The 15,356-nt window shown below is 42.2% G+C and carries 13 protein-coding genes; 9 read left to right on the plus strand and 4 right to left on the minus strand.

The genetic code is table 11. The features are described 5' to 3' along the window. The first annotated feature begins 62 nt into the window (after positions 1-62). Genes mreC through rodA form a run of 4 tightly spaced genes read left to right on the plus strand, consistent with a single transcriptional unit; the run spans position 63 to position 4,657 of the window. The gene (gene mreC / locus JKG61_RS08530) at positions 63-908 is read left to right on the plus strand and encodes a rod shape-determining protein MreC (RefSeq protein WP_202102554.1); all 846 of its coding nucleotides are present in this window, start codon (positions 63-65) and stop codon (positions 906-908) included. Beyond that, positions 901-1,422, plus strand: a complete 522-nt coding sequence (locus JKG61_RS08535) for a rod shape-determining protein MreD (RefSeq protein ID WP_202102555.1) — start codon at positions 901-903, stop codon at positions 1,420-1,422. The genes mreC and JKG61_RS08535 overlap by 8 nt, the downstream gene beginning before the upstream one ends. Before the next feature lie 6 nt (positions 1,423-1,428). Then, a complete protein-coding gene (gene mrdA / locus JKG61_RS08540; protein WP_202102556.1) occupies positions 1,429-3,396 on the plus strand; it encodes a penicillin-binding protein 2 in 1,968 nt (655 codons plus the stop codon). After that, entirely contained in the window at positions 3,383-4,657 is a 1,275-nt protein-coding gene (gene rodA, locus JKG61_RS08545) for a rod shape-determining protein RodA (RefSeq protein ID WP_202102557.1), read from the plus strand. Before mrdA ends, rodA begins: the two co-directional genes overlap by 14 nt. 5 nt (positions 4,658-4,662) lie before the next feature. Here the strand turns inward: rodA and JKG61_RS08550 are convergent, their stop codons facing one another. From JKG61_RS08550 to JKG61_RS08560, 3 genes are read right to left on the minus strand one after another with little or no spacing between them, the layout of a single operon-like run. After that, the gene (locus tag JKG61_RS08550; RefSeq protein ID WP_202102558.1) at positions 4,663-5,520 is read right to left on the minus strand and encodes a nucleoside phosphorylase; all 858 of its coding nucleotides are present in this window, start codon (positions 5,518-5,520) and stop codon (positions 4,663-4,665) included. Further along, entirely contained in the window at positions 5,517-6,134 is a 618-nt protein-coding gene (locus JKG61_RS08555; RefSeq protein WP_021069808.1) for an IMPACT family protein, read from the minus strand. The genes JKG61_RS08550 and JKG61_RS08555 overlap by 4 nt, the downstream gene beginning before the upstream one ends. Next, positions 6,131-6,988, minus strand: coding sequence for an EamA family transporter (locus JKG61_RS08560; RefSeq protein ID WP_202102559.1), 858 nt, complete (start codon positions 6,986-6,988; stop codon positions 6,131-6,133). The genes JKG61_RS08555 and JKG61_RS08560 overlap by 4 nt, the downstream gene beginning before the upstream one ends. A gap of 564 nt (positions 6,989-7,552) precedes the next feature. Between JKG61_RS08560 and JKG61_RS08565 the strand changes: the two genes are divergently transcribed. From JKG61_RS08565 to JKG61_RS08585, 5 genes are all read left to right on the plus strand, one after another. Then, positions 7,553-8,377, plus strand: coding sequence for a prephenate dehydratase (locus tag JKG61_RS08565; protein WP_021069810.1), 825 nt, complete (start codon positions 7,553-7,555; stop codon positions 8,375-8,377). Between the two features lie 41 nt (positions 8,378-8,418). Further along, a complete protein-coding gene (locus JKG61_RS08570) occupies positions 8,419-9,525 on the plus strand; it encodes a chorismate mutase (RefSeq protein WP_202102560.1) in 1,107 nt (368 codons plus the stop codon). Continuing rightward, positions 9,526-10,773 carry a 3-phosphoshikimate 1-carboxyvinyltransferase gene (gene aroA / locus JKG61_RS08575; protein WP_202102561.1) on the plus strand — a complete coding sequence of 416 codons (1,248 nt, stop codon included), beginning with the start codon at positions 9,526-9,528 and terminating at the stop codon, positions 10,771-10,773. A 68-nt stretch (positions 10,774-10,841) separates the two neighbouring features. Further along, positions 10,842-11,939 (plus strand): chorismate synthase, encoded by a 1,098-nt coding sequence (aroC, locus tag JKG61_RS08580; protein ID WP_202102562.1) that lies wholly within the window; start codon positions 10,842-10,844, stop codon positions 11,937-11,939. Beyond that, the gene (locus JKG61_RS08585; RefSeq protein ID WP_202102563.1) at positions 11,926-12,783 is read left to right on the plus strand and encodes an ROK family protein; all 858 of its coding nucleotides are present in this window, start codon (positions 11,926-11,928) and stop codon (positions 12,781-12,783) included. Before aroC ends, JKG61_RS08585 begins: the two co-directional genes overlap by 14 nt. 10 nt (positions 12,784-12,793) lie before the next feature. On the opposite strand, the gene JKG61_RS08590 is transcribed toward JKG61_RS08585, so the two are convergent. Next, on the minus strand, positions 12,794-15,211 hold the full coding sequence (locus JKG61_RS08590) for an alpha-ketoacid dehydrogenase subunit alpha/beta (RefSeq protein WP_202102564.1): 2,418 nt from the start codon (positions 15,209-15,211) through the stop codon (positions 12,794-12,796). Positions 15,212-15,356 lie beyond the last annotated feature (145 nt).

The raw sequence follows: 15,356 nt of genomic DNA on the forward strand, positions 1-15,356 counted from the left end.
AGTTTAACTTTTTCTATATCGCGTACTTTTTAGATAACAAAACAAATTTTTACGGGAAAAATATGAAAAACCTATGGCTCTTTTTGGTAAGATATAATGCCTTCTTTTGGTTTGTACTTTTTTTCGTATTCTCTGTTTTCCTTGTTGTTCAAAACAACAATTACCAGCGGTCGGCTTTTGTAAACTCTTCTAATGTCATTGTTGGAACGTTTTATGAAAATGTAAACTCTTGGAAAGAATATCTATCATTACGAGACATAAACCAACAGCTCGCTGACGAAAATGCTCTACTCCGGAAAAAGCTGCAAAACTTTCTCCCGACAGACTCCACAGCTAGTACTGACATCCATCTAACAGATTCTATTAGTGAAGAGCGTTATGACTTTATAGTAGCCTCGGTTGTAAATAACAGTATAAATCAAAAAAGTAATTTCATCACGATCGATAAGGGAACAAGTGACGGCATAGAACCCGATATGGGGGTGATTACATCTAATGGAATTGTAGGTACTGTTTTGAATGTTTCGCAACATTTTAGCACGATCAAATCCCTTCTTCATCCGGACACTAAAATTTCTGTAACGTTAGATAGCACCACTACAGCATTTGGTTCATTAGTTTGGGGCAGCAATACGGATTCTCGCTATGCTATGGTACGAGATATTCCTAACCATGTAAAAGTTCACATCGGTGCTCCAGTGTTTACTTCCGGATACTCCACCAAATTCCCGAAAGGAATCAAAGTTGGACATATTGTACAAACGGATTTGGCTTCAGGTGAGAGCTTTAAAGACATTAGAGTTTTATTAACAACAAACTTTATAAATCTAAATCATGTTTATATTGTAAAAGATAAAATGTCTACTGAAAAATTAGAATTAGAACAGCACAATAAAGATAATGGCTAGAGTATTCATCTTCAATATCGTTCGTTTTCTCATACTTATAATACTGCAGATCGCTGTATTCAAAAATATTGGTTACTATAATATTGCCACTTTATTTCCTTATATTCTAATCATACTACTACTTCCGACAGGAATACCTAATTTTTTCCTTTTCTTGTTGGCGTTACTCACTGGTCTTACTGTTGATGCATTTTATGACAGTATTGGAGTCCATGCGGCAGCCTGTGTAGCCTTAGCTTGGTTTCGGATATTTTTCCATAAAATCACCCTAGATGTAGAAGAACAGGCTTTTCAAACCCCTAGCTGGGGTAATATGGGATTCAAATGGTTCAGTACCTATCTACTTTTAGGTACACTCGTCCATCATCTAGTATTATTCTTAACCGAAGTATTTTCATTCCAAAATATATTACACACATTAGCCAGTATATTTTTCAGTAGTTTATTCACTGTAGTGGTCATTCTACTCATCAGCCTGATTACTTACAATCGTAAATCAAGATTAGCCAATTAGAGTGATATGAACAACAATTTTTTCGAGCGCAAATACATTATCCAAGGTATATTTTTAGCGATAGCGTTAATAATTGTCGCTCGCCTGTTCTATCTTCAAATCATAGATGATTCCTATTTACTTTCTGCCAATAACAACGTTCTGAGAAAAAGCGTGGTATATCCCGCTAGAGGGATTATTTTAGACCGTAATGGCAAAGTATTAGTTCAGAACGAACCCGTTTATGATCTTTTAGTCATCCCCAGAGAGGTAAAAGATATAGATACCCTGCTCTTATGCCGTTTATTAGAAATAGACAAGGATGGTTTTATATCTCGTATGAATAAAGCGCGAGCTTTTTCTCCATTTCGAGCATCTACCTTTGAAGGTATGATGAATGCAGAAACATTTGCTGTATTGCAAGAGCATCTGGATAAATTTAGAGGTTTTCAGACTCAACCCCGTACAGTACGTCAATATCCCGATAGTACCGCCGCTCAATTTCTTGGATATATCCAAGAAGTAAATCAAAAAGATATTGAACGGTCGAACGGTTTTTACAAAAGTGGCGATTATATTGGCGCATCAGGAGTCGAGCGGTCTTATGAAGAACTTTTACGAGGTCAACGTGGTATCCGAAATCAGATGGTCGATAAGCTCGGTAGAGCCCAAGGCTCCTTTAGAGAAGGGAAATTCGATACCCTAGCTGTATCTGGAGATGGTTTGATTTCTTCCTTAGACAAGGATTTACAGTTACTGGCAGAAAAACTTATGAAAAACAAATTAGGCTCTGTCGTAGCTATAGAGCCTTCTACAGGTGAAATATTAACTTATGTGAGTAGTCCTAGTTATAATCCTAATATGATGGTGGGTAGACAGCGAGGGAACAATTACATGAAGTTGCTATACGATCCACACAAGCCGATGTTCAACCGCCCAATCCAAGCCTCCTACCCTCCAGGCTCAGTCTTCAAGGTTGTAGCGGCACTTACTGCACTACAGGCCGGAGTGATCACGCCACAGACTATTTTCAATTGCCCCGGCGGCTATCGTTATGGAAATGGCCGAATCATGCGGTGTACCCACGTAGACGGACCTACAGATCTAATCAAATCCATCCAACGGTCCTGCAATACCTATTATGGTTATGTCTATGCCCGTATGATTGATTCCAGAGGGATGTCGGGACCCAAAGCGTACGAATTGTGGCGGGAAGGACTTAACCAATTTGGTTTAGGTCATCCCCTAGGTATCGATTTACCAGGCGAAAAAGGAGGAAACGTCTATCCCGCCAGTTACTATACCAAACGCTTTGGCAGTGAAAAATGGGGATCCAGCTATAGTATCTCTCAATCTATTGGTCAGGGCGAACTGGGGATCACACCACTTCAAATGGCAAATATTATGGCTATTGTCGCCAATCGCGGTTTCTATTACCGTCCACACCTGATTAAGGGAATTGGCGAAAAGAAGATTGTCAAAGAAGAATTTACAGAAAAAATATGGGCTGGTGTAGACGAACAGCATTATGAATCCGTTATTGAAGGAATGAGTCGTGCGGTCAATGCTGGAGGAACCGGTGCCTCGGTACGGATCAATGGGATCGAAATGTGTGGTAAAACAGGTACGGTACAAAATCACGGTGAAAACCACGCTGTATTCTTCGCATTCGCGCCACGCGTCAATCCAAAAATTGCCATCGCTGTGTTCGTAGAAAATGCTGGATATGGCGGGACATGGGCTGGCCCTATCGCCAGTATGCTCGTAGAAAAGCATATCAGAGATACCATAACCTTACCCAAATATTTGCAAGACCGTATCTTGAATGCCAACTTATTGCCAAAAGTAAAAACGAAGACCAATGAAGTCAAAAAAGATACACCTGCTTTGAAAAAGGATAGTTTAAAAACAACAAAACAGGTTGCTCAAAACAAACAGGCACCTGCTTTATTCGTTCACCATAGCCAAGTCACAGGAAGAAATGAACAATACTAAAAACAGCTTTTTAGGCCGCCTAGACTGGATTACGGTAGCGATATGGCTCATATTATGCCTGATTGGCTGGTTCAACATCTATGCCGCGGCATACAATCCGCAGCACCCCGAGATATTCAGTTTAGCTACAAACTATGGAAAACAAGGCTTATTCATATTCACAGCACTTATTATAGGCTTTAGTATACTTATCATTGACCAACGTTTTTTCATATCCATCACACCTATCGTCTACGCTGTGGTCATTTTACTGCTGATAGCGGTATTGTTTATTGGTAAGAATATTAAAGGTAATCAATCCTGGATCGACCTGGGATTCTTTCGATTGCAACCATCCGAATTTGGAAAACTGGGAACCTGTCTCCTTCTCTCCTATTACCTCGGTACGCAGTCGAACAAGGCTCCCAACGTCAAATCACTATTAGTAGCAGCAGCCATAGTACTTCTGCCAACAGCACTAGTCAGACTTCAGCCAGATACAGGCTCTGCTATGGTCTTTTTCTCGTTGATCTTTGTCTTTTACAGAGAAGGCTATGTCAACACCAAGTTATTATTACTTGGCGGACTAGCGATTATACTATTTGTGGCAGCCTTAATACTGGAAAACGAATGGATACTCGTGGCTATTATCGTTGGCCTATGTAGTCTGCTCGCTTATTTCTACCGCTCCAAACGTAAGAATATTATTAACATTGCCCTGCTCTGTGTAGCTTCATCGATCTATGTCTTGAGTGTTGATTTTGCTTGGGAGAATATTTTGGAACAGCACCAGAGAAACAGAATTGACATCCTCCTCGACAAAGTCCACGACCCGCTGGGTGAAGGTTATAATCTCAATCAATCCCAGATTGCTATTGGTTCAGGACAATTGTTTGGAAAAGGATACCTCCAAGGAACACAGACTAAATATAACTTCGTGCCCGAACAAAGTACCGATTTTATATTCTGTACCATTGGTGAAGAATGGGGATTTGTCGGATCGGTGACCATAGTGGCCATCTACGTATTCTTATTATTCCGGATTATCCACCTTGCAGAGAGACAACGCACGGCTTTCGCCAGAATATACGCCTATTGCGTAGCGTCCATCTTGTTTTTCCATTTTTTCATCAATCTCGGCATGACGATAGGTCTGGTTCCCATCATCGGGATTCCGTTGCCATTTCTCAGTTATGGAGGTTCTTCTTTGTGGAGCTTTACGATACTCCTTTTTATATTGTTAAAATTCGATTCCGCCCGCAAAGGACTATCACCGGCATAGGCCACCTATATACGCTCCAGCACATGCCGTATTGCGGCATCAATTACTTCGGATGGATTCGGACAGAATTCTTCGTGAAGTCGAGAAGCCAAAATCGCATTAATGGAAAGCGCATGGTGCCCCAGCATATTGGCCAGTGCATAGATACCCGCAGTCTCCATTTCTAAATTCGTAATACACTGCTTTTTTTTTGTTCGGAATGAGTTAGCCTTTTGAATGAGATCAGGGTACATATTATGCGAACGGACCGATCGCCCCTGAGGCCCGTAAAAGCCCGGCGCTGTCATCGTTATTCCCTTTGAAAGTCCTCCTGAAAACTGCGCCATAAGCCTTGGGCTGGCCGTTCCGATATAAGGATGAAAAGACAAGTTCGAGAAATGCTTGGTAACCGCTGCCGCCAACTCTATCTCCTCTTTAGCGTATGATTTAACATAAAACTGCATCAGCGTATCAAAACCTATCGCAAATTCACTGGCCAACACCGTTCCCACAGGAAGATTCCCCTGTATGGGGCCCGATGTCCCGATGCGTATGATATCAACAGACCTCATTTCTTTCTTCAATGTCTTGGTTTCAAAATCAACATTGATCAGAGCATCGATCTCATTTAATACGATATTGATATTATCGGTTCCTATTCCAGTAGATATTACAGAGATTCGTTTCCCCCGCAACATCCCCGTATGGGTGATAAATTCCCGTTTACCTTTCTTCACCTCTATGGTGTCGAAATATTTCGAAACCAATGGAACTCGTTCTTGGTCCCCGACAAAGATGATAGTATCGGCCAGATCCCCAGGCCGCAGGTTCAGGTGATATATACTACCGTCCGCATTTAAAATTAACTCCGTGTCTGCAATCATAACGTATACAAATAGTTGTGAGTCACTTTTTCGATCTTATCCAATTTTGCCAGCACCTGATTGACTTGCATCTTTCTAATCTCCATAGTTATAACACAGCTGTTGTCAAATTGTTGATCCAACATTTGAATTCCTTCTTCTTTCATCACGCGCATGACATCATTCATCTGCAAATAGTCGAATCGAACATCATACACATCATTTACCGTCCGCTCTTCGATCTTTGCCACGTCCAATGCTTCCAACGTAGCCGTCTTATAGGCGTTGATCAATCCCGGCACCCCCAAAAGAGTACCCCCAAAATACCGAACCACCACAACCAGTATATTCGTCAGATCTTTAGAGAGCAGCACATTTAGGATGGGCCTCCCTGCCGTACCTGACGGTTCGCCATCGTCATTGATACGAAACACGCCACGATCCGTCGTTAAGCGATAGGCCCAACAATGATGTCGAGCTTTAGGATGCAAGGCCTTTAGGTCCGCTATAATATCCTTCAGGTCTTTTTCATTCTTAAAGGGGTAGGCATAAGCTATAAACTTACTCCCTTTATCTCTAAAAATCCCTTCAGAAGGCTCCTCAATAGTCAAATAAGTATCTTCAAATAAACTCACAAATACGCAATTAATAATATAGATATAACAGCCAATACAAGACCGATTTTATTGATATAGCTCAATTTTTCTTTAAAAGCCCATACGCCGACCAGCGTACCCACTACGATCACACCGACATTCATTGTCGTAAATACAATAGAGGGATTGTCCGGGATCACGCGATGCGCCTTCATATAAAAGAAAATATTGAAAAAATTAAACACTCCCAATACACTCCCCCACAACATAGAGGAGGCTTCTATCCGTTGTCCCCGGCCCCACTTTTGAAACAACAAGATACAAAAAGCAACCAACATTGCCCCTACAAAAACGAAGAACATCGAGTCAATATAAGACACCTCTTTATGTTGCGCCACTTGTTTGAACAAAACATCAATTATCCCCATCCCCAAAAACACCACCGCAGGATACAGCATGCTATTGGATTTTTGGCCCTGCCCCGCTTTATTCCAGCTGACCGAACAAACCAGTGCAATCAATCCGACAGCAATACCAATCAGCTTACCGGAGGAAGCAGTTTCCTTAAAAATTAAAAAAGAAGCCAATAGAGGAATAAACAATGACATACGTTGCGCAACATCCGTTTTTACAATACCACTGTATTTAATAGATAAAGCGATGAAAATAAAAAGTGTAGGCAATAGTATAGTAAGTGGTATATACAATTGATACGGAAGTATAGACCATGGGACGTCTTTCAGTTCAGGACCCAGCAGCGTGTATGTTAATACAACGGTCGCTGGATAGTTCCACAAAACAATCTGTTGCACATTCAGGGACCTACCTCGCGCCATCTTTAGCAGCACAGCAACAATCACACTACAAACAACACTTAAAATAACATATAACATAATCAATAGCGCTAAAAGAGCTACAATAGTACTAAAATCTGTCGAAAAGAACACTTCTCCTACTCCACTATTTTCTTATCTATCCCAAAACAGAGCAAAATAAACACATAAAATAACAACAAAAACAAACAAAATAAATAAAAATAATAACACAAAAAACACTATAAAAATAGCTTAAAAAACCATCATTAACACTAATTAAAAACAACTAAAAAACAAACAAAACAAGCTTTAAACAGCAATAACAAACAAAATAACAAAAAACAACCTATCAAAAATTACATTTTTTAAACTAAAAAAAACAGTCCAAAATCAACATAAAAATGAATCAAAAAAACAACTAAAAAACCATTTAAATAAAAATAAATTTGGATATTATTTTTCAATCACATACCTTTGATTCATCAAAACAGAGACAATGCATACAATGAACACATACAACTATTTTTATTTCTTTTATTTTAGCGATAAAAGCCGGGACTAGTATGTATATAATTCACTGCATGAATAAAATATGAAAGGTCCCGGATTGATTCCGGGACCTTTTTTCGTTAAATATTAAATATGAAAACAAAAATTGCAATTCAGGGCGTAAAAGCTTCATTCCATGAAGAAGCCGCATTCAAGTATTTCGGTCAGGACATCGAGACCTTAGAGTGCAGCTCTTTCAAGCAAACCTGCGAAATGCTCAAACAAGGCAAAGCAGATTATGTAGTGATGGCCATCGAGAACTCTATTGCGGGGAGCATATTACCCAATTACAATTTACTAAGGGACTACAGATTCCATATCGTAGGTGAGGTACACCTTAACATTCAGCAAAATCTGTTGGCCTTGCCTGGGGTAAAACTAAGCGACATCCAATATGTCGAGTCTCACCCGATTGCTATTCGTCAGTGCGACGAGTTCCTCTCCGACCATTCCGATTGGATTATCAAAGAAGGACTGGATACCGCAGGCTGTGCCAAAAAGATAAAAGAAGAACAGCTTACCAATACAGCGGCTATTGCCGGAGAGTTTGCCGCCAAGATATACGGTCTGCAGATTCTCGAAAAACGAATCGAGACCAATAAAAAGAATGCAACACGGTTTTTGATTTTGAGCAACGAGGTTGTCGAGCAAAAAGGAGCAAACAAAGCCTCCCTCTCCTTTCAGACTGGCAATGGTGTAGGCGCATTGGCAGCCGTACTACAGTGCTTTGCCGAACAAAATGTCAACCTCAGCAAGATCCAATCTATGCCTGTAGTGGGCCGACGTAATGAATACGATTTCTATGTCGATGTAGAATGGAAAAAGCAAGCCGATTATGATGCTGCAATTCGCAAAGTCCTAAAGCATACCGTCAATTTCAGTATCATGGGCGAATACATCAAAAACGAAAAAGTATAACACAACTAGCACAACGATAAAAATTAAAAATTGAAAATAAGATGAAACATTCATTAGACATCCTTCCATTACAGTCTTGGATAGACACAGGAGACAAACCTTTAATCATAGCAGGTCCATGTAGCGCAGAGACCGAAGAGCAAGTGGTTTCGACAGCTCATTTATTGGCAAATACAGGCAAAGTAAATGTATTACGCGCCGGTATATGGAAACCACGTACACGTCCAGGCGAGTTTGAAGGTATTGGAAGTGTCGGTCTACAATGGTTAAAAAGAGCGAAAGAAGAAACTGGTCTACTTACTGCCACAGAAGTAGCTACCGCCAAACACGTAGAAGAAGCGCTGGCTGCAGGTATAGATACACTATGGGTCGGTGCACGTTCGACAGCCAATCCATTTACTGTCCAAGAGATTGCAGATGCTTTGAAAGGCGTAAATGTACCCGTATTCGTCAAAAACCCTGTAAATCCAGACCTATCGTTATGGATTGGAGCATTAGAGCGTATCAATGGTGCCGGCATCAAAAAACTGGGTGCGATACACCGCGGATTCTCTTCTTTCGAAAAGACAGCCTTCCGTAATGAGCCGATGTGGGACATCGCCATACAGTTGAAAACGATTGCACCAGAGCTGCCTATCATCAACGATCCTAGTCATATCTGTGGTAACCGTGAGCTTATTCCTTACATCACACAAAAAGCTATGGACATGGATATGCAAGGACTCATCATCGAATCTCATATCGATCCTTCCGTAGCTTGGACAGATGCGAAACAACAAGTGACACCAGCTGCACTAGCAGACCTATTGGACAACTTGTCTATCCGTCATGCCGCATCGAACAACCCTGCTTTTGACGATAAGTTGGCCGAACTCCGTCAACAGATCGACAAATTAGATGACCAGATCATCAAGCAGATCGGTGATCGTATGAAGATAGCAGAGAAGATCGGTGAGTATAAACGTGACAATCACGTCACTATCCTTCAGGTATCACGTTGGGACGAGATCGTTCAAAAACGTGTACAACTGGCAAGAGCCTTAAACCTTAGTGAAGACTTTACCGTAAAATACCTCGAACTGTTGCACAACGAATCTATCCGTAAGCAAAACGAAGTGATGAATACAAAAGTAAATGCGGAGGTATAAATGAGTCTAACAAGCATCAAGCTCGCTCATCCTACGAAACAAATAAGTGGAACGGTACAGCTCACTGGTTCTAAATCAGAGAGCAACCGGGCTCTTATTATACAGGCCATCAGTTCGGGAAAGGTGAAGATACAAAACCTTTCCCATGCTGATGACACCGTGCTGTTGACCAATGCCTTAAACGTAGCACTTCAGATTGACGATCAGGTAAAAACCATAGACATCGGCCCTGCCGGTACAGCCATGCGTTTTTTGACATCTTACCTCAATCTACTTCCTGGAGACTTTGTACTTACTGGCACACAGCGAATGCAACAGCGTCCGATTGGGATTCTGGTAGATGCGCTCAACAGCCTGGGAGCGTCCATTGATTACACACAGACATCCGGCTACCCCCCACTGCGTATACGCGGTCCATTCCAGCAATCGGCTACTTCGGTCAATATCAAAGGCGACATCAGCAGCCAATATATATCCTCCCTTCTTTTGATCGCCTCGGCGCTCAAAGACGGACTCACCTTAGATATTGAGGGCGAGCTGACCTCCAGACCTTATGTCACCATGACACTCGATATGTTGGCCGAGGTCGGTATACAGCACAGCTGGCAGGAGAATAGCATTCACATTGCTCCCCAGCAAGCACGTCCAAGCACGTTGTATATAGAGCCCGATTGGAGCGCTGCCTCCTATTGGTACGCTATGGTAGCGTTGTCAGAGCAGGGCTCCATACGACTGCCTGGACTCAAAAAGAACAGCCTGCAGGGCGATATCGCGATTGCTGAGATCATGACTCACTTTGGGGTCAAGACAACCTTCGAAGCAGACGCTATTTACCTGAAGAAAACAGCAATCGCATCGGACAAAAAGTTATTTGATTTCAAGTCATGTCCCGATCTGGCACAGACCGTTGTCGTGGTGGCATCTGCATTAAAGCGGGATGTTTCTTTCACCGGTCTCGAGACGCTGAAGATCAAAGAGACCGACCGTATTGCAGCCCTACAAAACGAGATTGCAAAATATGGCGCTGTATTACAAGAGGACGGCGAAACCTATCACCTGCACAGTCAGCACGTTCAAGATCCAGGATCCCTGACGATCGAAACCTACGAAGACCACCGTATGGCGATGGCCTTTGCACCACTGGCACTTGTCTTCCAACAGGTACAGATACTGGAACCGCATGTTGTTGAAAAATCCTACCCTACATTCTGGGATGATCTCCGCAAACAAGGATTCGCATTAACATAAAACATATATCGTCTGTATTTTTAGCTAAAGTATAGACGATTTAATATATTTACCCCAATTATTAAATTATGGCAGGAAATTCATTTGGCGATTTATTTAGAATAACCACATTTGGCGAATCTCACGGAGCGGCAATAGGCGTGATTTTAGATGGTTGCCCTTCCAATATAGTTATTGACGAGGCCTTCATCCAATCCGAACTGGACAAACGACGTCCCGGTCAGTCAAAGATTACCACCCAGCGAAAGGAAAGCGATACCGCACAATTATTGTCAGGCGTTTTTGAGGGTAAATCTACAGGGACACCGATAGCCATTCTCATTCCCAATGAAGACCAGCGCTCCAAAGACTACTCGCACATCAGCAACAAGTTCCGCCCCTCCCATGCCGATTATACCTATCAAATGAAATACGGTATAAGAGATTATCGGGGAGGCGGTCGTTCATCTGCCCGAGAGACTGCTGCTCGGGTAGCTGCAGGAGCGATAGCCAAGCTGTTCTTAAAACAACACGGCATTGAAATATTTGCACATGTTTCCGGTGTAGGTACGATAGAGTCTCCCAACCTGGATTATACCGACCTATCCGATCTCTTAGACCTTCGCGAAGCGAATATCGTCCGTTGTGCTGATCCTGCTACTGCCACAGAGATGGTCAGTTTTATCGACAGCATACGTAAAGCTGGAGATACCGTAGGTGGTCGTATATCTACGGTCATCCGCAATCTTCCCGTCGGTCTGGGCGAACCCGTATTTGACAAATTGCATGCGGATCTTGCCAAAGCCATGATGGGCATCAATGCCGTACACGGCTTTGAATACGGTTCTGGATTCGAAGGCTCCAAACATATCGGCTCCGAGCACAATGACATTTTCTCCAAAGAGGGCGACAAGACCGTTACCCGCACCAACTACTCTGGTGGTATCCAAGGCGGGATCTCCAATGGTATGGACGTGACTTTTAGAGTCGCATTCAAACCTGTGGCCACCATTATGCGTGATCAGCCTACATTAAACGAAGCAGGAGAAGAAACCGTGATTTCCGGAAAAGGAAGACACGATCCTTGTGTCGTGCCTCGCGCCGTCATTATTGTAGAAGCTATGGCTGCCCTTGTTATTGCCGATCACCTGTTAAAACATAATGCCTATCTAAATGTTAGAAAATAAGTCTACATATATTTTAGCTTGCGATATCGGAGGTACACACATTACCTCCGCTATCGTTACTAGCGATACCTGGTCTATTCTTTCTGAAACAATCGTACGAAAATCGGTAAATTCAGCTCAAAATGCTAAATCGATTTTTCAGTCTTGGACAAGCGCAATAAACGAATCATTGGCTCTTTTTGGTGCCCCCATCAGACAGATCGGTATCGCTATGCCAGGCCCCTTCGACTACGAGACAGGGATCTCTTTGATGAAAGGGCAAGACAAGTATGACAACCTCTATCAAACCAATATCACGGATGGCCTCCGGAGCAGCCTAGGCGATGACACGCTCCAGATACGCTATATCAACGATGCCGCCGCTTTTCTACAGGGCGAAATATTTGCTACCGGACGTCAGGACGAACAGACCATTCTCGGCATCACCTTAGGCACCGGTCTGGGCAGCGCCATATGGCACCATGGTTCCAAGGCACAGGATGCCAACCTATGGAATGCCCCTTACAAAGAGGCGATTTTTGAAGAATACCTGGTTACCCGCTGGTTCACCCGCCGTTTCGAAGAACTGTCCGGACATCAAGAAATAGGATTAAAAGAAATCATAGACAAGCACAGCCAGAGCGACAGCTTACAGATATTGCTCGCTGAGTACCGCACCCACTTGTACGACTTTCTTCAATACTTCAGCACGCGTGAAGGGTGCCAACATTACATTATCGGAGGCAATATTTCAAAGGCATGGCCGCTCATCAACAGCGACCACAGGTTTACGGATTTTGCTATCTCCGTAGGGGTACAAGAAGAAAAAGCAGCGCTTATAGGCGCCGCTTCTCTGTTTAAATAATGTCTTTCTTTTAAAAGAATCTAGGAAACCGCTTTGGATCCACATCATTCATAATACGGTAGACTGCTTCAACAATATCATCAGCGGATGGTTTGCTGAAATAGTCTCCGTCGGATCCATACGGAGGCCGGTGTGCCTTCGCACTTAAAGTTAATGGCTTACTATCTAAGTGATAGTAGCCTCCCTGTTCTTCTAAAATCTGTTGTAATATAAAAGCACTAGCCCCACCAGGCACATCTTCATCCACTACCAGAATTCTATTCGTCTTCTGCAAAGAGGTTGCACATAAATGTTCTCTATCAAAGGGCTGTAGGCATTGTATATCAATAATCTCTATAGATATCCCTATTTTATCCAATTCCAACGCTGCTTCCTGCACCAATCTCAATGTTGATCCATAAGAGACTACCGTTACGTCACTTCCCTCTCGCAACTCTTCCGCGATACCTAACGGTACAGTAAACTCTCCAATATTAGCTGGCATTTTTTCTTTAAGTCTATACCCATTTAAGCATTCGATGACCAATGCGGGGTCGTCAGACTTCAACAGCGTATTATACATTCCAGCAGCCTGAGTCATATTTCGTGGTACACAAATATGTATACCACGAAGAGCACCCAACAAAACCGTCATTGGCGATCCAGAATGCCATATTCCCTCTAGTCTGTGTCCACGTGTGCGTACAATCACAGGCGCTTTCTGCTGTCCTTTCGTACGGTAACCCAAAGAGGCTAGATCATCACTTAATACGGGCAATGCGTACAGTAAGTAATCCAGATATTGTATCTCTGCTATCGGTCGTAATCCTCTTACTGCTAAACCGATTCCCTTACCAATAATTGTCGATTCACGTATACCTGTATCGAATACACGCATATTACCAAACTTATCCTGAAGGCCTGCAAAACCTTGATTTACATCACCTATTTTTCCTACATCTTCCCCAAACGCCAATATACGGTCGTCTCGCTCGAAATTTGCCTCAAAACAAGCATTCAGCACCTCCCTTCCATCTACAATGGCTGCATTATCAGCATACTTCGCTTCAACAATCGATACACACAGTGGACTTTTCTCTGTTTCTACATAGAGTGAACTATTATATCGTTCCGCATTCACTTTCTTCTTCTCGTTATACCATTGAAGTAAAGCTTGTTTTTCAATCGAATTTTCAAACCGCAATTCCCGCAACACCCCCCTTACCGTGGAGTAAACTTCCTTTAATGAGGGTTCTGGTGTACTGATTAACGTCTTTAAAGGCAACTCGACCAAATCTTCCTTAAACTCAGAAAGTAGTGATACGGCCTCTTCCAACTCCCCTTGCAGCAACTTACGATAGTCAGACCAAGCCCTCCTCTGTTCACTTCTCACATAATCCTTAGCTTTCTTTTCTATTTCAAAAAGCTCTTCTTCTCCCGCAATACCCGCATCTAGCATCCACTGACGCATCTTTATATTACAATCGTAATCGTTTTCCCATTGTAGGCGTTCTTTGGTTTTATATCGTTCATGCGAACCCGATGAAGAATGTCCCTGTGGTTGAGTTAATTCAGTAACATGTACTAAACAAGGAATATGTTGCTCTCTGGCTACTTTAACAGCCTTCTCATACGTTTCACAAAGACCAGGGTAATCCCATCCTTTCACCTTAAAAATTTCTAAGCCATTCCCATTCTCTCCGCGCTGAAAGCCTTTCAATGCCTCAGAAATATCGCCTTTAGTTGTCTGTATTTCATTGGGCACTGAAATTCCATAGCCATCATCCCATACTGATATAACAGCGGGAACTTGATGCACACCGACTGCATTTATAACTTCCCAAAAAACACCTTCAGAAGTAGATGCATTCCCAACGTTGCAAAATACAACCTCGTTACCGTTATCCGAGAAATATTTCAAATAAGAAAGATTTTCATTATTCCGATACAACTTTGATGCTAAGCCCAGCCCCATCGTTCTAGCCATTTGGCCCCCTGTTGTTGAGATATCTGAGAATGAATTCTTTGTTGATGTTTGATTCTTCCAATTTCCTTGCTCATCCAGTAGATTCGTTGAAAAATGAGCTACCATTTGACGCCCAGCTGAAGATGTGTCGGCCTCGATATCAGGATTAGCATACAACTGAGAGAAAAAATGATAAATTGTACTTATTTCTGATACAAAGGCAAAGGTCTGATCTCTATAATAACCAGAACGCCAATCCCCTATTTCAAAAACCTTTGCTAGAGCAATCTGAGCCAGTTCTTTACCATCTCCAAAAATACCAAACTTAGCTTTACCTGTCAGCACTTCTTTTCGCCCCAACAGACTCACCATCCTACTCTGTACTGCAAATTCATAGTCCTTCTTAATGATTTGACGAAAATCATCAAAACTTAGTTTAGAATTCGATAAATCTACGGAGACTTTCAAATCTGTGTCTATCATTAATTTAATGTTCTGTTTCAACAAAAGTAGCAAAATTACTTCTTACAATATAAGTATTAATTTTATTAATACTTTACCTGCATAGCCCTAGCTATATATATAAACGGGTTAGCGCTACATATTGTTATACGATGGACTTATACAC

It is taken from the genome of Sphingobacterium faecale (assembly GCF_016746095.1).
GTDB lineage: Bacteria > Bacteroidota > Bacteroidia > Sphingobacteriales > Sphingobacteriaceae > Sphingobacterium > Sphingobacterium faecale.

Bases quoted from the DNA above. Each gene is read 5' to 3' on its own strand.
- mreC (WP_202102554.1), top strand. From the start codon at position 63: ATGAAAAACCTATGGCTCTTTTTGGTAAGATATAATGCCTTCTTTTGG.
- JKG61_RS08535 (WP_202102555.1), top strand. From the start codon at position 901: ATGGCTAGAGTATTCATCTTCAATATCGTTCGTTTTCTCATACTTATA.
- mrdA (WP_202102556.1), top strand. From the start codon at position 1,429: ATGAACAACAATTTTTTCGAGCGCAAATACATTATCCAAGGTATATTT.
- rodA (WP_202102557.1), top strand. From the start codon at position 3,383: ATGAACAATACTAAAAACAGCTTTTTAGGCCGCCTAGACTGGATTACG.
- JKG61_RS08550 (WP_202102558.1), bottom strand. From the start codon at position 5,520: ATGATTGCAGACACGGAGTTAATTTTAAATGCGGACGGTAGTATATAT.
- JKG61_RS08560 (WP_202102559.1), bottom strand. From the start codon at position 6,988: ATGTTATATGTTATTTTAAGTGTTGTTTGTAGTGTGATTGTTGCTGTG.
- JKG61_RS08565 (WP_021069810.1), top strand. From the start codon at position 7,553: ATGAAAACAAAAATTGCAATTCAGGGCGTAAAAGCTTCATTCCATGAA.
- JKG61_RS08570 (WP_202102560.1), top strand. From the start codon at position 8,419: ATGAAACATTCATTAGACATCCTTCCATTACAGTCTTGGATAGACACA.
- aroA (WP_202102561.1), top strand. From the start codon at position 9,526: ATGAGTCTAACAAGCATCAAGCTCGCTCATCCTACGAAACAAATAAGT.
- aroC (WP_202102562.1), top strand. From the start codon at position 10,842: ATGGCAGGAAATTCATTTGGCGATTTATTTAGAATAACCACATTTGGC.
- JKG61_RS08585 (WP_202102563.1), top strand. From the start codon at position 11,926: ATGTTAGAAAATAAGTCTACATATATTTTAGCTTGCGATATCGGAGGT.
- JKG61_RS08590 (WP_202102564.1), bottom strand. From the start codon at position 15,211: ATGATAGACACAGATTTGAAAGTCTCCGTAGATTTATCGAATTCTAAA.